Genomic DNA, 17720 nt, shown 5'->3' with positions numbered 1-17720 from the left:
TCTTTTCAATTTATGAATTAATTGTTTATTTTTACTTTGTCTAAAATTTCATTTACAACATCTTCTGCTTTTACAGTTTCAAAGAAAAAATCATCGCCATTTAAAGCATCTGTTATGATATTACCTGTTCCATCTTCTACCGAAATGTCTGGAGTGAAGAATATATCGTGTTCCTTAAAATATACTTCATCTTTATCCAGATAAACAGGTATCTGCCAATTTCTGCTCTTAATCAACTGTTTATTTTCATAAGAGGTACTTTGGTCTATTATCCCTATTACTTCTATTCCAGCTTTTTTAAAGGTATCAATATTTTTGTTGATTTCATCCATTACGTGAGGGTTATCTGGTTTAGGCTCAGAATAAGCAAAATAAACGTATACAAATATTTGTTTTTTTCTTCCTTTAATGATATCAACATCTTCTTCAGTATCTATATCTTTAAGTATTAATTTTTTAGCTGGACCACCTGTGCTTTGGTAAATCACAACCTTCGAACCTGCTTTTACTTCAGTTCCTTCTTTTGGATCTGTTTTAATTACTTGACCTTCCGGGATCGATTCATCTTCGATTTTTACAATCTCATCAACTTCAATACCATTTTCCTCAAATTTTGATTTTGCTAAGTCAATGTTGTCACCTTTTACTGATGGGATAGTGCTTACTGATTGTTGTTCATGAGATGATGTGTTTGCATTGTTAGTTGCACTAGTCATATCACCTGTACTTGATAACGCAGCCAATAAACCTCCAGCAGCAACAATCCAGAACCCTATTTTATAAACAGCGCCTAAAATACCTAAAATGAGACCTGTTAGGGACATCCCTCTTTTATATTTTTTTCTCATCCCTATAGCACCAAAGATTATAGCTAATAACCAAACAGGTGCCATCAACCATCCTATGTAGGGTATAAATCCTATTACAACTCCTATAATTCCTAAAACTAGTGCCGTTACCGCTGAACCGTTTGATTCTTTCTGAACAATGACGGTTTGCGCAGTGTTTTCTTGTCGACTCATCTATAATCCCCCTTGTTTAATGTTCCTGTAAATTATAACATTAGAATATGGGGATTATTACAAAAATTTAATTTTTAGGACGAAGAGATTAGAAAGAATTAGTTATTTAGGCTTAAAGCTCTATAAAAGACAAAAGAAGCCATCTTCAACACTGCTTCTTATTATAAATTAAAAATCAACATAAAAATTTAACAGAGTATAACCGCATAAAACAGGTTAGGGGAGTAATACAGTGTACTAAATACACCTTAAGATATAAAAAGGAGCGAGAGCTGTGCCTAACATGCATTCCATTTGCGAGCAATTTGGGCATATTTTAGGTGGGAATTACAGCTTACACGATGGCTTACGTTCAGTAGAAGTAAAAAGGAGTACTCTAAACGTTACTATTTTAGGAAGACCAACTTTGTCCAATCATGCTGTAGGGGCTATGTTTTCGTTTGAAAGTTTAGATCAACAAGAATATGCTTTAAATTTAGGAGAAACAGCTTTACTCCATGATGAAGCATATCCATTCACACTTGCTCTGCAACAACAAGGAATTCTTGTTAATTCTCTTCACAATCATTGGTTATTTGTAAATCCTCCACTTGTCTTCGTGCGTTTTAGTTCGATAGAAAATCCGCTATCTTTTGCAAGAAAAGTTTTGTATGCATTCCAACAAATCGTGAAACCGGCAATATAATATAACTGCATTATGTAAAAAGGGGCAGTCCTGTTATGGAGCTGCTCCTTTTTAAGTACCTGTGCTCGGTGAATGGATTAAAGTTTTGCAACAACCTTGTAGCGTTATCGACATTTTGCAAGCAGCCATTGTTTATAGTGCGATATATAACACAAAGATAATAATCATTAAAACTTGAATAATAGCTTTGGCGACAGAACTGCTTAAAAAGCTGATAACAGTGGCAAATGCTACTCCAACAGCTTCTTTTGCCGTCTTTTTTTGCAACAGTTCAGTTATTAACACGGAGAGAAATGGAACGATCAATAATCCGAATGGAGGGATAATAAAGGATCCGACAAGAATGGAAATAACCCCGACACGCTCGCCCCACTTTGTGCTTCCGTATTTTTTTAAAAAGTAACTGTTTGCCAGAAAGTCTACAACGAATAGAAAGATGGTGAACAACGCTTGAATAACCCAAAACGAGGCCGTCAGTTCTTCACTGTTAATGCCGAAATGATAGATAAGAAAGCCCGCCCAAAGGACGAGTACTCCTGGTATTACAGGATACACAAGCCCGACAAAGGCAAGAATGAAGCAGGTGATAATTAAAATCCAAAACAATATACTCACAATTACACTCCCTCTTGAGTTGATGCTTTTTCTATCTTGCTTATCGCAATTCGTTTTATCTGATAGCCGTCCAGCTCATGCGCTTGAAAGTTATAGCCGGCATATTGGATGGTGTGTCCCTTGTCTACATTTACATTAATGCTTTGAGATAAAAACCATCCCCCGATTGTATCAAGATCGCTGTCATCGATATGCAAGCCAAACAAATCATTTATTTCTGAGATAAGCACTTTGCCGTCGACTATAGTCAGCCTTGAACTGCGTTCTTCAATCATCGGCAATTCATCAATATCAAATTCATCCTGGATTTCCCCGATGATTTCTTCTATGATATCTTCCATAGTGAGCAATCCTGCTGTACCGCCATATTCATCCATAATGATAGCCATTTGGGCGCGTTTTTTCTGAAGATGAATAAGTGTACGCTTAATCGGCACAGTTTCAAACACGCTTAGCGCAGGATGTATGTATTGCTCGAGCGGTTTATGTATACCTTTCATTTTATCATGAGTGATTTCTTTTGTATTTACGATACCTAAAATATCATCTTTGTCTTTGCCTATTATCGGATACCGGGTATATCGTTCCTTTGTAATAATATTAATGTTTTCTTCCATTGTATTATCAATGGATAGACAAACCATTTCTGTGCGCGGGACCATAATTTCTTTTGCAAGGCGGTCGTCAAATTCAAAAATATTATTCACATATCGATATTCTACTTGCGTAATTTCTCCGCTTTTGTAGCTTTCACTTAAAATAAGCCGAAGCTCTTCTTCTGAATGAGCCAGTTCATGCTCACTCGCAGGCTCAAGACCGAATAATCGTGTAAAAAATGAAGCGGAGGTATTTAATATCCAGATAAATGGGAACATCACCTTGTAAAATATCATTAAAGGTCTACCGAACAACAGCGTCATCTGCTCAGCTTTCAAGATGGCAAATGATTTTGGGACAAGCTCTCCTAATACTACATGTAAAAAGGTAATCGAGCTAAACGAAATGATAAAGGAAAGTGTATGGGACAATGTATCGGATACATGCAGCTTTTCAAATACCGGTGTCAACAAACGCTGCACAGTCGGTTCCCCGAGCCACCCTAAACCAAGGGATGTAATTGTGATGCCGAGCTGACAAGCGGATAAATACACATCGAGATTGGAAATCACTGTTCGTGCTGCAATTGCGCTTTTGTGTCCTTCATTAGCTAATTGATCGATTCTGCTTTTTCTTACTTTTACAACCGCGAATTCTGAAGCGACAAAAAAACCGGAGATTAAAATAAGAATGCCTACTAGCAACAAGTTAAGTAAGTTCAAGATCATTCTTTATCTCTCATTGTACGAAAGATAAAGAAATCACCTCCTTTATGATTGATCCTGCATGTGGGCCTGCCTTCTTACTGCTAGGATACGCAGGGGGAAATGCACACTAATCGATTTTTCTTCATAATAAGGGACAGGAAGACAATCGTCAAAATATATGGAACAGATTGGTTATATTTTTACAAAGTTCATGTAGTTTCATGTATCTTGTTCCATTCTGCCGTACTAAAAAGAGCCGAAGAAAGGGCTTCGACTCGGTATTAGAATATACGTGTTAAGTGTTATTACCGCGTAATATCTATTTGCTTGAGAACTATAGGGATATCGATTTGTTTTTTGCGTGTTTGCATTGTTACGACTTCCAGCATCGTATATATAAATACGGGAAGGGAGATTAACAGCAGCGATATTGTTGTAACGGTCGGAGAAATGGTCAAATATCGGAGTGAAAAGGCCATTATTCCGTCCATATTCAATAATACTTCTAGCCATAACAGGCTAAACCACATTATCATAATAAAAGAAGAAATGTTTTGAAAAAACAAAGAAATAGGCTGTTTTCTAGATTCTGAATATTGCCTTCGCACCTCTAACGCATATTTTAATTGAGAAATAACAGGGATGACGGACAAACAAAGGAAGACTAGAATATAATTTTTCTCAGGAATCCATTCTAATGTTTTATGGAGTGTCATAAAAAAATAAATAAATAGAAATTGGATACCGGGAATCAAGACTGCAAGAGGCATCTCAATTAAGGAAATAAGTGTCTTACATTTGTAAAGCGGAAAAAATAAGCATATTCTCGTGAGGAAAAATCCAAATAGAAGTGAAAGGATAATAAACGAAAAAGAATAGAAGTAAGGCTTCCATATGTAGGGAAACAAGGGAACAAGCGAATCAGCTGAGTCGAATTGACTCGCAATATTCACATTATGAATATTGGAAAATAGAAAAGGTTCTCGTATCCAATGTGTAGCAGGGAAGGTAATGTCCCGAGTAGCTGTGAGAGTGTGAACGATTGTAAGAAATTCCTTTGCTACAGCCCATGGAGGTAAGAGGAGGGTATCCTCAGTAAAGCAAAGGTGCATGATAGAGACCAACAAAATAATAAAAATCGCAGTAAAAATGCACTTTAATACAGTTTGCAAAAAGGAGAGCATGTCACCACCTCTTGAGAATTAAATATTCTAAATATTCTTACTTATTATTGTACATAGATTTTATTCGTTAGTCGATGGAAATAAGGAAAAAAATGTCGTGTTTTTTTGTCAAAAAACGAGGAATAACTCCGCTAAGTCGGGGATATAGGATAATATAGCGTGAAAAGGGGTGTTACGTATAAGAATTTTTACTTGCGTAATTGAAAAAGAATTTTCGCTCCGTTATATGTACTATCTTGTTTCTCTTGCGAGTCAGTATGAATCGGAAATTATCCTGCAAACAAAAAAAAGGACTGTTAATATGCAAAGTATTCTTGGATTGTGCAGTTTAGCTCTGCAGCCGGGAGAAGAAGTTGAGATTCGAACGTTCGGCATGGATGAGGAGGAAGCCATTCAGGCGATCAAGCAGCAGTTGCACCATGATAAATATATTGATGCCGGGAGGTAGCGGGAAGAAGGAGGCAGAATATGAGAAAAAAGAAAAGCGTACTACTTGCCGGGTGTAATGTATTCGGAATATTAATTATCACAGGAAGTGTACAAGTGGTGTTTTCTCCATATATGTTCCTTAGAATTGTAATGTTACTTTCAGTTGTAGGCTGTTCGATAGGAATCGGTGCATTTATAAGAGAGCTGTGTATTAAAACGTGAAGAATATAAAGTTTAGTAATTTACATAGAAGCTAGCTGCCATATTGATAAGAGATGAAATGCTTTTCATGGCAGAATGTATGTGTTTTTGGTCACAACATGATACAATATTCAGAAAAAAGAGTTAGGGAGAATAAAAGAATGAAAGAAAAAATAGCAGTGGCATTTAGCGGAGGCAAGGATTCTGTTATGATGCTGCATCGTTTAATGGAAGAAAATCAATACGAGATTGCTTGTCTTATCACAACTGTAACAGATGCCGATCAAAAAACAACGAGTCATAAGGTTGATACATCGTTGCTGGAATTACAAGCACAATCTATCGGTATTCCTCTTCGTAAAATGGTGATGTCATCCTTCACCGCTGCAGAATTTGAAGAGAAATACGGTGAGCTTATGACGCAGTTAAAGCAAGAAGGTATTACGAAAATTGCTTATGGGGATTTGTTTTTAGAGGATGTGAAGGAGTATAAGGAGGAGTTATTCGCACGTCACGGCTTTTCACTTATATTGCCTCTTTGGAAGGAAAATAGTAAAGAGCTGGCGGAAAGCCTTGTATCCCTTGGCTATAAGGCTATGACTGTTTGTGTAGATACAGCCCAGCTCTCTGATTCTTTTTTAGGACGCTTATTAACACAAGAGTTTTTTGAAGCCCTTCCCCCAAAAGTGGACGTATGTGGTGAAAATGGAGAATATCATAGCTTTGTATATGACGGCCCAATTTTTTCATTTCCCGTGCAATTTAAAGTGCAGGAAGAGGATGCTTACATAGACGGACGCTGGCGTTACAAACAGTTGTGTACTATATAATGACAAAATAGAGGAATGTTCCTCTGTTTTGCAGTATTGGCGAATCGGTGCAAAAAAGTAGTGAAGTGGTGCAAATAATTAGGGAGTCAGTACAAAAAAGCTGGATTTTTCTGAGGAGTTTGTTATCGGTAACTATAAAAAAGAGCACGGATAATGTGCTCTTTTTTACAGGATTGTCATATTAAGAGACTGCTGACACCGAGCGGCTTGTAATGAAATCGATGGAGATTTCATTAAATAGCTGGGCTTGGTCAATGTTGCATAAATGACCTGAGTTTGCTAGAACGTGATAGCAGGCACTTTTGTCTTTTTGAATATCCTTCTTCACAGCGCGCAGCAGTACATGATCTTCTTCTCCGAGTATATACAGTTTTGGAATCGCGTTGTCATTCATTTTGGGATAGATCGTATCCGAATGCCCCAAAATGGAGAACCAGCGGATAAACTGAGAGTAGCCCAGCTTTTTCGCTTCTTCAATAAAAATTGTCCGTGAAGCAGCGTGGCCCCGTCTTGGCATGATAATATAAGCTCCTAACCGATACAGCCACATATAGGGCATAACTCGTTTTAAAGCAATGCCAGTATAATTCAGCACCTTTGTTTTTATGTTATGGCTTGTGATGGCACCAGCGAGCACAGCCTTTTCCACTCGTTCAGGTGAGAGCGTGAGAACACTGTGGATAATAACCGTACCGAGCGATACGCCAACAAAGACCGCTTTCTTAATTTTTAATTCATCCAGCACATCAATTACTGAACGGGCTGCTTTTTCAAAAGAAAAAGACTCTGTCTTTGCGATTTTTGGAGATTGTCCATGTCCCGGCAGGTCAATCGCAATTACATAAAAATGCTTTGCATATTGACGCAGTTGGTTGCAGAAAATGTTGCAATTGCCGCCTAAGCCGTGCACCAATACGACTGGCGGTTTTGTTTTACTCCCATATGTTTTATAAAATAGCATTGCAGGCTCCTTTTAGTAACAATATAGCTGTTTACTACACTATCATTTCTTATCTCATTTTTCTATAAAAATATAAAAAATAAAGCGGTGCTGTGAAGGGATGTCCTAAATAAAATCTTGAAAGTAGGGCAGTAATTTGATTCGTCGTATTATAAAAGGAAGGGGACGATTGTATGCTGCAAGGAAAACGAGTTGTGTTGCTGCCAATGGAGAGCAAGCAGACCGCAGAGTTGTTTGAGGCAGGGAGGTATGCTGAGATTTGGGAGTATATGTCTATAAGAGTAAAAACATATGAGGATATGGGGAGCGTTGTAAAAAACGCGCTTGCCGCAAAAGAGCAGGGGGCAGAGTTTCCTTTTGTGGTAAAGGATTTGGAAACGAACAGTATTATTGGGAGCACAAGACTTTTGAATATTTCTAAGGAGAATAAGAATGCCGAAATTGGTTGGACATGGTACACACCTTCAGTTTGGAGAAGCCGTGTCAATACGGAATGTAAGTATTTGCTGCTGCAGCATTGTTTTGAAGAGCTGGATATGATTCGTGTGCAATTTAAAACAGATAGCAGAAATATTCGATCTCAAAAAGCAATTGCGCGTCTCGGTGCATTAAAAGAAGGAGTATTGCGAAAAGACCGCATCGTGGCACATAATTATGTTCGTGATTCTGTAGTATTCAGTATTTTAAGGGATGAGTGGCCTACAGTGAAGGTGCGACTAGAAGGGTTTTTAAAGAATCAAAAAAGATAATATTTTTTTGATAAAAATACATAAAAAGCATAAAAATACTACTAAATTAGTATTTTTATGCTTTTTAATTTCTGAAAATTCATTCGAGTAAAATTTATTATTATTTTTAGATAAAGTATGGTAATATAATAGAGTTGAAAAATGTCGAAAAATAAATTTGGGGGTTATGTTCATGAAGGGACAACTGAAGACGGGAGACATGCTGGCCGTAGGGTTAATGATGTTTGCCTTGTTTTTGGGAGCAGGAAACTTAATTTTTCCGCCATTATTAGGACAAGAATCCGGGACAAATGTCTGGGTTGCTATAATTGGATTTTTAGTGACTGGAGTCGGTTTGCCGTTGCTTGCAGTCATCGCGATTGCTCAAGTAAGGGGAGATTTGCAAGCGTTATCAAAGCGTGTACATCCAATGTTTGGCTGGATTTTTCCACTTGTTTGTTACTTAGCGATCGGGCCTTTTTTCGGTATTCCACGTACGGGTACAGTATCATTTGAAATGAGCGTAAAGCCGTTTTTATCCGAGGCTCTTTTAGATAAATGGTATATTTTATTCATCTATACAGTTGTATACTTTGCCGTTACATGGTATTTATCATTAAATCCAACTCAATTAGTGGACTGGTTCGGAAAAGTTGTTACACCACTATTAGTAGTCATTGTTGCTGTGATTGTGGGCAAAGCGGTTATTGATCCTGTTGGTGAATTTGGCAAGCCTACAGAGGCGTATGCACAGGATGCATTTTTTACTGGCTTTATTCAAGGATTTTTAACTATGGATGCTATTAGCGCTCTTGTATTAGGGATAGTCATCGTGCAGGCTATAAAGGCAAGAGGTGTGACAAATAATAAGGTTATAGTAAAATCAACAATTACAGCGGGCGTTATCGCTGCTATTGGTTTGGTGTTAATCTATTTATCACTTGCTTATGTAGGCGCATCCAGTGTAGAACTTGGCCGTTTAGATAACGGAGGCATGATTTTAACTGGGGTAGTGAATTACCTGTTTGGAACGACAGGAAAAATGCTGCTTGGTCTTGCGATTACCTTTGCGTGTTTAACGACTTCCGTAGGATTAACATCCGCTTGTGCAGAATTTTTTGCGAAAATGTTTCCGAAGTTTTCTTATAAAACGATTGTAACAATCATTTGTGTATTTAGTCTGTTTGTATCAAACCTAGGTTTAACTCAGTTAATCAAGGTTACTTTGCCGGTGCTGATTGCTATCTATCCGGTTGCCATCGTACTTGTGCTGCTGTCTTTTGTGCAAAAGTATTTGGAGGGCAAAGAAACAGTATATACAGGTGCTGTTATCGGCGCTTTTGCAGTAAGTATTCTGAACGCATTGGAAAGTGCCGGAATGAGCTTTGGAAGTCTTTCTGAGCTTCTGCAAATGCTTCCTTTGTACAGTTCTGGTATTGGCTGGATCGTTCCGTCAATCCTAGGAGGATACCTCGGATTACTGGCTGCTAATAAAAATAAGCACGTTCCAATGGAACAAAAGCGAAGCGCGTAAAGCGAATTGCTTTTGTTTACAAGCACAAAAACTACATTAATAAGTAAATCAGCACTCCGTGAAACATATGACAGGGAGTGCTGGTTTTTTATATTTTACGATTTAATATATCCGCTTTTTCCTTTCAATGCATTGAGAGTTGTATACCCCTTTTTTGTACCCTTTTGTAGTTATATTAGGTACAATGAATGACAGATAAATCAGTACACTGAAAAAGGAGCTGTCATATTTGGAGTTTATAATTAGACAAGAGAGAACAGAGGACTATAGTCTAACGGAAAATGTAGTAGAGCGTGCATTTGCAGATGCAGAACACAGCGACCATAATGAACACAAATTGGTTTCTCGTATTAGAAAATCGAACGCCTTTATTCCATCCTTATCTTTAGTCGCAGTTGATCAAAATGATGATAAAATAGTAGGGCATATACTATTATCTAAACTGAAAATAAGAAATGAGAATCGAACAGCAGAATCTCTTGCTCTTGCTCCTGTTTCAGTTATTCCAGAATATCAAAATAGGGGAGTAGGCAAGCAGTTAATTCATGCAGCGTTGCAGCAAGCAAAAAAAATGGGATATGAGTCTGTTGTTGTTTTAGGGCATCCTCCATACTATCCGAAGTTCGGCTTCAAAAAAGCATCATTATGGGGAATACAAGCTCCTTTTGAAGTCCCGGATGAAGCGTTCATGGCAATGGAATTACAGGAAGGTGCTCTTGGTCATGTTTCGGGACTAGTTGAATACCCAAGCGTGTTTTTTGAATAAAGGAATAAGCACCTTTACTCTAAAGATATTGGGTTGCTGTAAATGTACTTGTGATTACTATTACGAAGTCCTATTTTGCAAAAAACTGCTGAAAATGATTCAGCAGTTTTTTTATTTGTTACAAGCCTAATTCCTTTAAGATGGAATCTAATGTTTTACCGTTCAGTGTAGTCACAGGTGCTGGTGTATTCGGTACATCTGTATTTTGCTGCAGGTAGTTCTTTTGAACAAACTTGATGTCCGCTACATTTACAATACTGTCAAAGTTAATGTCTGCCGCGCGGTTATTTGTGTTCCAGGCATCCTGGATTGCAATCGCATCCTTAACGTCGATAACGTTGTCTTGGTTCACATCACCAGCAACTAAGAGTAGACGGATTGTACTTGATTTTCCGTATAATTGGCCTTTGTATTCAAAACCAAACTTCTCATTCTGTTTTGTGGCAAAGTGTCCAGGAATTTTCATTTCAAATGTATATGCATCCTTGCTTAATGGAAGAGGCTCAATGTTAAAACGACCGCTACTAATTAGGCTAGTAGCATCTAGACTGTAGTCTCCATTCGTCACACGTAATGTTGCGCCAACTTTGGACCAGTCACGATATCCCGCATAGGATCCATCTTCAACAAGGTATCCTTCTGGAAGTATGTACCCTTGCACACGATTAAATTTTGGTTTAAGAAGGAAGCGGTTACCGCCGTTTAATAGCTTCACTGTCTGACCGTTAGCGTCTACAATGGTAGCTGATGGGTTAATGTAACCGATTGGGTAAAAGAGTTTGTCTTGTACTTTTACTTTTACTTTTACATTAACTATTTCTGCTCGGTCAAACACCATTTCTTCATTAAATGTTACTGTGATTTGGTCACCGGTTACTCGAATGCTGGCTTTGTCCTTTAATTTGTCTGTTAAAGCAGCCTCTATAAGACGCACATACGGAATGCCAGCAGCCTGTGAATCAGCAAAGTTCCATGTCACTTCTTTTACACCTTGAAGGTTATCTAATACTAGTGAAGCAGATAGGATATCTCCGGATCTAGCTATCTCCACATTATGCTTCGCATAGGCAACTGGTGTACCTTCTTTTACAAAGAAATACTCTTTCCAATTAACTTGGGGAAGCTGGCAATGTCTGAGCATTCCAAGAGGGCAATCCCAAGCCTTCTTAGAGGAGAAATTAGAGAAACATCAAGAGAGATGACGCTCGTATTTCCAATATGAATAGGCGCGGTACAGAACAGGCACGAACAACAAGAGCCCAATCCAGCGAGCTCCTCTAAAATCCATAAAAAGACAAAGAAGTGCGCTGATAAATGCCGCTAATGCAATTATGGTTCCAGATAGGCCGTTAATCGGTTGGTTGTTCACAAATAACGTTCGTACGCTTTGCAGTTCTTCTGCATAGCACGTGCGGTGATACGGAACTACTTCAAAAAATGTTGCGGCTGTTACTAAATCTTCTTTGCACTCAATTTCCAGTAAGCATTTATCGCAATGGATAGACATAGTACATTCTCCCTTCATAAATAGTAGAATTTCAACATAGGGGAGGGAAATCCTGTTTTTGAACATCTAACTAGATTGTTATGCTAAATATCATTTGCTGAAATAACTATCAGCAAGAGTGTAGCCAACTTGGATTACGAGGGAGAGGGAAGAATGATATATCGGCGCAGGACGTATTCAGTGGTTACAGAAAAGGTCCATCTTTTTCATGAGTTTTTTCATACATATTTATTGCCGAATCAATTGAAAAACGGTGCGAAGCTGGTTGGGAGGTGGACAAATGAAGTAACCGCCCTTTGGCAGTATGATAGCATGGAGGCGTATAAGCGAATTGAAGAGGCTGTTCGCCGCGATGCTTTGCATCAATTAGCCCAGCAAAATCGTCATAGAATTGAAGGGTGCATCGTGAGCAAACAGGAAGACTTTTTGCACTTTACTGGTCAATATGAATATTCGAAGCAAATTATTGCGGTCAGTGCAGCTATTACAAATGAATACAATGAAGTACTTTAAATGGTGCAGTGATACGTAGGAAACGCCAGGAGGACAAGTGGAGCTTGGAGAAACATTAGAGGAAGCAGTAAGGCGTGAAATTACGGAGGAAACAGGTGTAGAAATAATTCTTCAGGGAATAACTGGAGTCTATCACAATTTATCAAGCCATATTCTATGCTTTATGTTTCGTGCTCAGTATGTAAGAGGAGATCTGAAAAAGCAGGAAGAGGAAATTGAGAATGTGCAGTTTGTGACGTTTACAAGAGAGTGCGTCTCGGAGTTGATTACGAGACCGCATATGCGAAGCAGCGTAGTGGATATTTTTCTTAACCAATGCTTTCACCTTACATCCGTATGAAGTAAAAGCAAAATACAGTATTGCTAATATGGAGGATTATTTGAAATTGGAAAAATAGTTATAGCATGCCCGCCAAGTTTGGCGGGTTATTTTTTGTACAGTATACCTATCCGCATCACAAGATACAGTGCGTATATTCCTGCATATGCTCCAGCGCCGAGGAACAAGGGATTCAATAGCACTTCATGAATTTTTGTCATAAAGACAGCGTCTTCTTGCAATACCTCGTGAATAGAAAGCGATAAAATAATTCCGAATACATACAGGCTGATATAGGCAAGGATATCGAGTGTTAGGCGCAGCTTGTTAGAGTAAAAAGACACAAACAGAAAAACAGCAGAGCAGATAATGGGAGCTAGTATAATGAGAGCCTTCAATATATTCACCTCATTTGCAATATAACCGTTTTTTTGGAAGTTTAAACCAGATATAAGAACGGGGCATTGACGCATGCATTTGGCAAATACTAATAGTAGTCGATGCCATCAAATACATAAGGAGATGCGGCCATGCAAAGCCGATGGGAGCGAAACAGAAACAAACGCAGAGTCTTTTCATTCATTGTAAGCTCGGCAGTCACCTTTGCATTTGCGTTAGGCTTTTACATTAAGAGTATGAGCGATAGAGTATATGAGGTGCAGCTTGTTAGTACGAGCGGATATACACTGCAGCAGAAGACATTTGACATAGATGGCTTATGGGAAGCGTTTGCACCAACACCAAGAACGATATTGATTTTAAATCGCGGGATGAACAGACTGGCATTTTTTGAGGAGGGGCATTTGGTTAAGGAGTTTGAAGTGGCGACGGGAAAAAGAAGCATGCCAACGCCAGAGGGAGAGTTCCCTATCGTCAATAAACTACAAAACCGCCCGTATTATAAAAAGAAAATTCCTGGAGGCGATCCAACTAATCCGCTTGGCACACGATGGCTTGGTTTAAAGGTGCCGGGAGTGCGCGGAGTAGTGTATGCGATACACGGCAATAGGAATCCGCGGTCCATTGGCAAGTATGTCAGCGCTGGCTGCGTGCGGATGTATAACAAAGATATTGAATGGTTGTTTGAGAAAGTCGATATTAATACGCCTGTCATTATTCAAAATTTTTCTGAAGATTATTATGAAATAGCAGGAAAGTACGGATATAAAGTAGATCAAATTGCACATTCTAGCACATTGCAAAACTAACAAGACGTGAGACGCTCACGTCTTTTTTTGTGTGAGTCTCCCTGTTCGCCCATAACTATGTGGTCTCGCCGAAATAAAGGTGAATTTCGCTGAAAAGCTAGTGATCTTGCCGATAAAGTGTGATGTCTGCCGATAAAAAGGTGGATGTCGCTGATAAAGTGTGGGTTTCGCCGATAAAAAGGTGGATGTCGCTGATAAAGTGTGAGTTTCACCGATAAAAAGGTGGATGTCGCTGATAAAGTGTGAGTTTCACCGAAATATGGATGGTCTCGCAGATATACTGGCAGATTCGCCGATATATCACAAAAACCGCCGATAGCTGAGGAGAGTTCGTCGATATATTCCTGCGCTCGCCGGTACATCGTGACAAGGAGTTTGAGTGTTATTCACGAAATCATTATATAGGTCGGGTGAAGAGGTGAAGCGCTTGTATTTTACGAAAAATGCTGCATTTTTAGAGCAGCTTACGGTGGAGAAGCTGCAGCATTATGTTGATGAATTTCATGTTGATGCTAAGGTTGAGGAATATACGATTTCTGCAGAAGGTCAGGAGAACATTACACTGTTTTTGCACGAAAACGGAAGGGCGCAATTTGTTTTCAAAATATATTCTATGCCTGAGGGTCATTTTAAAGCTTCAGATATTGAAAGCATTATGATACGTGAAGGGGCATTTTGCGAGTACCTTCGTCAACGCGGTGTTCCTATACCGACAAGCTATCAAACAAAAAAAGACCAATGTTATATTAAGGAACAGTGGCAAGGATACTTATTATTTTTTACATTGTCTGAATTTATTCCGGGAAGGATTGAGGTGTATTCTCCTGCGTATATTCGGGAAGCGGGACGCTTGCAAGCTTATATGCATGAAGTGAGCGAGGGATTTCCGATCGACCAATTTTATCAGGAAAATGAATATTCTATGCTAGCCTACCGTATGAAACAGGCAGCGTCAATTGAGACAGCGTTATTTCCTCATGAGCTATACAACGAGATGATGGAATTATATAACGAGATTCAGCCTGTTTTATTTGAGTTTTACCAAACGCAAAAAAAAATCATGATTCATTGCGACATAAAGCATGACAATATATTGATGAATAAAACAAAAATTAGAGCGCTGTTAGATTTTGGAGATAGCCGGTATTCCACTGTACACGAAGATGTAGGGGCATCCCTTTTTTACTTATGTGAGTATATGTCAGAGCGGAAAAGGGAGTTTACTATGCTTATCCCTCTGTACCTTCAGGTATACAGCAGAGCGAGGAACTGGAACTTATCATCAGAGGATAAAAGAATGATACTTTACTATGCGATGGAACGGTTCTTAATTTTAAATTTGTATTATTTGACGCTTGAACAGCATGATGATGAAGAACTGCGTTTTCAAGAGAAAATAGCAAGGAGGCAATGGAATGTGGTTAAGAAGCTGCGGATTTTACAGAAAACTATTTAGATATAATAAAAATATTATGTAAACAAATAAAGCTTTGAAAATAGGAGCATACTATAGTTGGCCAACGTTGATAAAGCAGAATATACAAAGGATAGAAGGGAGAAGACATGGGAAATAGAATGCTTTCTGTCAGTCTTGTTATTCTATCATTTTTGTTTGTCGGTATTGTGCTTGTAACTAAAACCAACATACTTCCTAAAGAACAAGGAGAAAGGCTGCATAGCAAAAAAGAAGACGTTACTTTTCCGAGCTATACAAAAACAATACAAGGGAAAATAGGAGATAGGGCTGTCGTTAATAATCCTGATTCGCCCCTTGTATTAGTCAATAAGAAGCGGCAGCTTCCCGATTTTTATGCTCCTCCTGATTTAGTCATACCGAAGGTCCGTTTTTCCTATGAGGGCGACAAGGAAAAGATGCAGATGAGGAAGGAAGCAGCTGCCGCTCTGCAAAAGCTGTTTCAGGCTGCTGACCAGGAGCATATATATTTATTTGGTGTTTCTGCGTACCGTTCCTTTGACCGGCAAAGTGCTCTTCATACAATGTATAAGGAGAAGGAAGGTGCAGTTGTGGCAGTGACTTACAGCGCTACACCGGGAACGAGCGAGCACCAAACTGGACTTGCTATTGATGTGACATCTCAAGCGGCAAAGTTTAAGCTTGACGCTTCTTTCGGAGAAACGAAAGAAGGAATATGGCTGGCAAAGCACGCCCATGAATACGGGTTTGTTATGCGCTATCCGAAGGACAAAACAAAAATAACCGGATATTCTTATGAACCGTGGCATATTCGGTACGTTGGCAATCCGTATGCCATCTACTTATATCACAATAATTTAACTTTGGAAGAAGCGACAAGGTAAAGAACCGGTGGGTTCTTTCTTTGTTAGTTCGGAAAATTAGAAAAATATTACATCAAGCAGCTTAAAAATGTTATTATGATTATATAGCAATCTATTATATTTCTTTTGTCCTCGTCGATGCTATTCAATCATAAGTTAACGCTTTTTCGTATATTTTATAGTAATGAAAGGGGGATAACGCTTGGCGCCAATTATCTGGATTGTGTTAGGAATCATCGTCATTATAGCTGAAATGATGACCGGGACATTCGTGCTGCTGTGGATCGGCATTGCCGGCATTATTGCGGGGCTGTCTATGTATGTTGTGGATAATATATGGGTTTCTTTTGTTGTATTTATCCTCTCAGCCTTTCTTTTATGGCTCAGTACAAAATCAGTGGCAAAAACTTTTTATACAAAGCCGGATGTTCGTAATGGAGTATACGCATTAATAGGAAAAGAGATTGTCGTCAGCTCGGTTTCATCAGAGGATGCAAAAATGGGAACATGCAAGGTACACGGGGACGAATGGAATATACAAGGCAATCGTCCGTTGCAGGAGAAGGAAAAAATGATAGTTGTTCGTGTTGAGGGGGCAACTCTTTACGTTACTGATACAAGGGAGGAAATCATTTGATTTACGTTATTGGTGCATTAGCTTTATTAGTGTTAACGTTATTATTAGTAAGTGTGCGTATTGTACGTCAATCTGAAGTCTACTTGGTTGAAAGACTAGGAAAATATCATCGTATGTTAAACAGCGGCATACATTTGGTTATCCCGTTTATTGAACGGGTTGCCAGCAGAAAATCATTGCGTGAAACGGTCGTGGATTTCCCGCCGCAAGCTATGATTACTCGCGATAATGTAAGCATCGAAATTGACTCAGTTGTGTTCTTTCAAGTGACAGATCCGGTCCGTCACGAATATGAGATTTCTAATCCATTATCCGCGATTTCCAATTTAACTGCGACAACGCTGCGTAACTTAGTAGGGGAATTAGATTTAGATGAGACGCTAACGAGCCGTGATACAGTAAACAGTAAGCTGCGCACTGTTTTGGACCAAGCTACAGATAAATGGGGCATGAAGGTCAACCGAGTAGAGATTCGAAATATTAACCCGCCAAGAGATATTCAGCAAGCAATGGAACGCCAAATGCAGGCGGAGCGTTTGCGCCGTGAGCAAGTATTAAATGCGCAAGGGGAAAAGGAAGCAAGCATTCTTCGTGCAGAAGGGGTTAAGCAGTCGACGATTTTAGAGGCAGAAGCGCAGCGTTTAAGCCAAGTCGAACGGGCGCGAGGAGAGAGGGAGTCACAAATTCTTCGTGCAGAAGGAGAAGCAGAAGCGATCTTAAAGCTGGCCGAGGCGAAAGCGGAGGGTGAAAGGCTGGTGCTGAATGTCTGGAAAACTTCTGAACCGACTAAAGAAATGGTACAGCTTCGTTCAATGGAAGCAATCGAAAAAGTGGCAGACGGAAAAGCGACAAAGCTCGTGATTCCAAGCGATGCAACGAGTCTTCTTGGGATGGTCGAAAGCGTGAAGCAGGTACTGAACGAGAAATAGGAAAAATAAAGGAGAGTCCTGGTTGTGGGAGCTCCTTTTATTTTTATTAA

Annotated in this window: 21 protein-coding genes and 1 pseudogene; 14 read left to right on the top strand and 8 right to left on the bottom strand. The window is 39.1% G+C overall.

Annotation, left to right across the window (positions count from 1 at the left end):
- Positions 1–17: 17 nt before the first annotated feature.
- Positions 18–1022: a DUF4190 domain-containing protein gene (locus J7Q84_RS00195; protein WP_209092341.1), complete on the bottom strand. Its 1005-nt coding sequence runs from the start codon at positions 1020–1022 to the stop codon at positions 18–20.
- A 283-nt stretch (positions 1023–1305) separates the two neighbouring features.
- On the opposite strand from J7Q84_RS00195, the gene J7Q84_RS00190 reads away from it, so the two are divergent.
- Positions 1306–1707 (top strand): DUF1259 domain-containing protein, encoded by a 402-nt coding sequence (locus tag J7Q84_RS00190; RefSeq protein ID WP_247739042.1) that lies wholly within the window; start codon positions 1306–1308, stop codon positions 1705–1707.
- A gap of 132 nt (positions 1708–1839) precedes the next feature.
- Here the strand turns inward: J7Q84_RS00190 and J7Q84_RS00185 are convergent, their stop codons facing one another.
- From J7Q84_RS00185 to J7Q84_RS00175, 3 genes are all read right to left on the bottom strand, one after another.
- Positions 1840–2322 (bottom strand): DUF456 domain-containing protein, encoded by a 483-nt coding sequence (locus J7Q84_RS00185; RefSeq protein WP_209092339.1) that lies wholly within the window; start codon positions 2320–2322, stop codon positions 1840–1842.
- A gap of 2 nt (positions 2323–2324) precedes the next feature.
- Positions 2325–3647 (bottom strand): hemolysin family protein, encoded by a 1323-nt coding sequence (locus J7Q84_RS00180; protein WP_481747517.1) that lies wholly within the window; start codon positions 3645–3647, stop codon positions 2325–2327.
- Between the two features lie 284 nt (positions 3648–3931).
- Entirely contained in the window at positions 3932–4117 is a 186-nt protein-coding gene (locus J7Q84_RS00175) for a hypothetical protein (protein WP_209092336.1), read from the bottom strand.
- A gap of 862 nt (positions 4118–4979) precedes the next feature.
- Between J7Q84_RS00175 and J7Q84_RS00170 the strand changes: the two genes are divergently transcribed.
- The 3 genes from J7Q84_RS00170 (at position 4980) to J7Q84_RS00160 (ending at position 6270) form a co-directional block, all read left to right on the top strand.
- Positions 4980–5258, top strand: coding sequence for an HPr family phosphocarrier protein (locus J7Q84_RS00170; RefSeq protein WP_209092334.1), 279 nt, complete (start codon positions 4980–4982; stop codon positions 5256–5258).
- Positions 5259–5278: 20 nt separating this feature from the next.
- Entirely contained in the window at positions 5279–5461 is a 183-nt protein-coding gene (locus J7Q84_RS00165; RefSeq protein WP_209092332.1) for a hypothetical protein, read from the top strand.
- A gap of 140 nt (positions 5462–5601) precedes the next feature.
- On the top strand, positions 5602–6270 hold the full coding sequence (locus J7Q84_RS00160; RefSeq protein WP_209092330.1) for a Dph6-related ATP pyrophosphatase: 669 nt from the start codon (positions 5602–5604) through the stop codon (positions 6268–6270).
- Positions 6271–6451: 181 nt separating this feature from the next.
- On the opposite strand, the gene J7Q84_RS00155 is transcribed toward J7Q84_RS00160, so the two are convergent.
- Entirely contained in the window at positions 6452–7231 is a 780-nt protein-coding gene (locus tag J7Q84_RS00155; RefSeq protein WP_209092328.1) for an alpha/beta fold hydrolase, read from the bottom strand.
- 173 nt (positions 7232–7404) lie between these two features.
- On the opposite strand from J7Q84_RS00155, the gene J7Q84_RS00150 reads away from it, so the two are divergent.
- From J7Q84_RS00150 to J7Q84_RS00140, 3 genes are all read left to right on the top strand, one after another.
- Positions 7405–7980 (top strand): GNAT family N-acetyltransferase, encoded by a 576-nt coding sequence (locus J7Q84_RS00150; protein ID WP_209092326.1) that lies wholly within the window; start codon positions 7405–7407, stop codon positions 7978–7980.
- A 172-nt stretch (positions 7981–8152) separates the two neighbouring features.
- Positions 8153–9493, top strand: a complete 1341-nt coding sequence (gene brnQ, locus J7Q84_RS00145) for a branched-chain amino acid transport system II carrier protein (protein ID WP_209092324.1) — start codon at positions 8153–8155, stop codon at positions 9491–9493.
- A gap of 229 nt (positions 9494–9722) precedes the next feature.
- Positions 9723–10259, top strand: a complete 537-nt coding sequence (locus tag J7Q84_RS00140; protein WP_209092322.1) for a GNAT family N-acetyltransferase — start codon at positions 9723–9725, stop codon at positions 10257–10259.
- A 118-nt stretch (positions 10260–10377) separates the two neighbouring features.
- Here J7Q84_RS00140 and J7Q84_RS00135 read toward each other — a convergent pair whose 3' ends face one another.
- Positions 10378–11400: a dockerin type I domain-containing protein gene (locus J7Q84_RS00135; protein ID WP_209092320.1), complete on the bottom strand. Its 1023-nt coding sequence runs from the start codon at positions 11398–11400 to the stop codon at positions 10378–10380.
- 48 nt (positions 11401–11448) lie between these two features.
- Positions 11449–11766: a hypothetical protein gene (locus tag J7Q84_RS00130; protein WP_209092318.1), complete on the bottom strand. Its 318-nt coding sequence runs from the start codon at positions 11764–11766 to the stop codon at positions 11449–11451.
- A 153-nt stretch (positions 11767–11919) separates the two neighbouring features.
- Here J7Q84_RS00130 and J7Q84_RS00125 point away from each other — a divergent pair, with 153 nt between their 5' ends.
- Together J7Q84_RS00125 and J7Q84_RS00120 are read left to right on the top strand one after the other, a co-directional pair.
- The gene (locus J7Q84_RS00125) at positions 11920–12279 is read left to right on the top strand and encodes an NIPSNAP family protein (protein WP_209092316.1); all 360 of its coding nucleotides are present in this window, start codon (positions 11920–11922) and stop codon (positions 12277–12279) included.
- Between the two features lie 34 nt (positions 12280–12313).
- Positions 12314–12619 (top strand): annotated as a pseudogene (locus J7Q84_RS00120) (NUDIX hydrolase); the annotation flags it as partial.
- 86 nt (positions 12620–12705) lie between these two features.
- Here the strand turns inward: J7Q84_RS00120 and J7Q84_RS00115 are convergent.
- Positions 12706–12996, bottom strand: coding sequence for a hypothetical protein (locus J7Q84_RS00115; RefSeq protein ID WP_209092313.1), 291 nt, complete (start codon positions 12994–12996; stop codon positions 12706–12708).
- A 132-nt stretch (positions 12997–13128) separates the two neighbouring features.
- On the opposite strand from J7Q84_RS00115, the gene J7Q84_RS00110 reads away from it, so the two are divergent.
- From J7Q84_RS00110 to J7Q84_RS00090, 5 genes are all read left to right on the top strand, one after another.
- Positions 13129–13806, top strand: coding sequence for a L,D-transpeptidase (locus tag J7Q84_RS00110; protein WP_247739010.1), 678 nt, complete (start codon positions 13129–13131; stop codon positions 13804–13806).
- Between the two features lie 427 nt (positions 13807–14233).
- Positions 14234–15262 carry a phosphotransferase enzyme family protein gene (locus tag J7Q84_RS00105; protein ID WP_209092311.1) on the top strand — a complete coding sequence of 343 codons (1029 nt, stop codon included), beginning with the start codon at positions 14234–14236 and terminating at the stop codon, positions 15260–15262.
- Between the two features lie 107 nt (positions 15263–15369).
- Complete coding sequence (locus J7Q84_RS00100) at positions 15370–16125, top strand: M15 family metallopeptidase (protein WP_348519811.1); 756 nt, start codon at positions 15370–15372, stop codon at positions 16123–16125.
- A 181-nt stretch (positions 16126–16306) separates the two neighbouring features.
- A complete protein-coding gene (locus J7Q84_RS00095; RefSeq protein ID WP_209092309.1) occupies positions 16307–16741 on the top strand; it encodes an NfeD family protein in 435 nt (144 codons plus the stop codon).
- Complete coding sequence (locus J7Q84_RS00090) at positions 16738–17670, top strand: SPFH domain-containing protein (RefSeq protein ID WP_247739009.1); 933 nt, start codon at positions 16738–16740, stop codon at positions 17668–17670. Before J7Q84_RS00095 ends, J7Q84_RS00090 begins: the two co-directional genes overlap by 4 nt.
- Positions 17671–17720 lie beyond the last annotated feature (50 nt).

Origin of the sequence: Bacillus sp. 165 (genome assembly GCF_017742235.1) — a bacterium.
In the GTDB taxonomy this organism is placed as follows: domain Bacteria; phylum Bacillota; class Bacilli; order Bacillales; family Bacillaceae_G; genus JAGHKQ01.
This window is presented reverse-complemented; position numbering and strand designations above follow the sequence as displayed.

Coding starts and splice junctions, on each gene's coding strand:
- J7Q84_RS00160 (WP_209092330.1), top strand. CDS start 5,602: ATGAAAGAAAAAATAGCAGTGGCATTTAGCGGAGGCAAGGATTCTGTT.
- J7Q84_RS00175 (WP_209092336.1), bottom strand. CDS start 4,117: ATGGACGGAATAATGGCCTTTTCACTCCGATATTTGACCATTTCTCCG.
- J7Q84_RS00100 (WP_348519811.1), top strand. CDS start 15,370: ATGGGAAATAGAATGCTTTCTGTCAGTCTTGTTATTCTATCATTTTTG.
- J7Q84_RS00195 (WP_209092341.1), bottom strand. CDS start 1,022: ATGAGTCGACAAGAAAACACTGCGCAAACCGTCATTGTTCAGAAAGAA.
- J7Q84_RS00190 (WP_247739042.1), top strand. CDS start 1,306: ATGCATTCCATTTGCGAGCAATTTGGGCATATTTTAGGTGGGAATTAC.
- J7Q84_RS00110 (WP_247739010.1), top strand. CDS start 13,129: ATGCAAAGCCGATGGGAGCGAAACAGAAACAAACGCAGAGTCTTTTCA.
- J7Q84_RS00165 (WP_209092332.1), top strand. CDS start 5,279: ATGAGAAAAAAGAAAAGCGTACTACTTGCCGGGTGTAATGTATTCGGA.
- J7Q84_RS00135 (WP_209092320.1), bottom strand. CDS start 11,400: ATGCTCAGACATTGCCAGCTTCCCCAAGTTAATTGGAAAGAGTATTTC.
- brnQ (WP_209092324.1), top strand. CDS start 8,153: ATGAAGGGACAACTGAAGACGGGAGACATGCTGGCCGTAGGGTTAATG.
- J7Q84_RS00130 (WP_209092318.1), bottom strand. CDS start 11,766: ATGTCTATCCATTGCGATAAATGCTTACTGGAAATTGAGTGCAAAGAA.
- J7Q84_RS00180 (WP_481747517.1), bottom strand. CDS start 3,647: ATGATCTTGAACTTACTTAACTTGTTGCTAGTAGGCATTCTTATTTTA.
- J7Q84_RS00150 (WP_209092326.1), top strand. CDS start 7,405: ATGCTGCAAGGAAAACGAGTTGTGTTGCTGCCAATGGAGAGCAAGCAG.
- J7Q84_RS00125 (WP_209092316.1), top strand. CDS start 11,920: ATGATATATCGGCGCAGGACGTATTCAGTGGTTACAGAAAAGGTCCAT.
- J7Q84_RS00155 (WP_209092328.1), bottom strand. CDS start 7,231: ATGCTATTTTATAAAACATATGGGAGTAAAACAAAACCGCCAGTCGTA.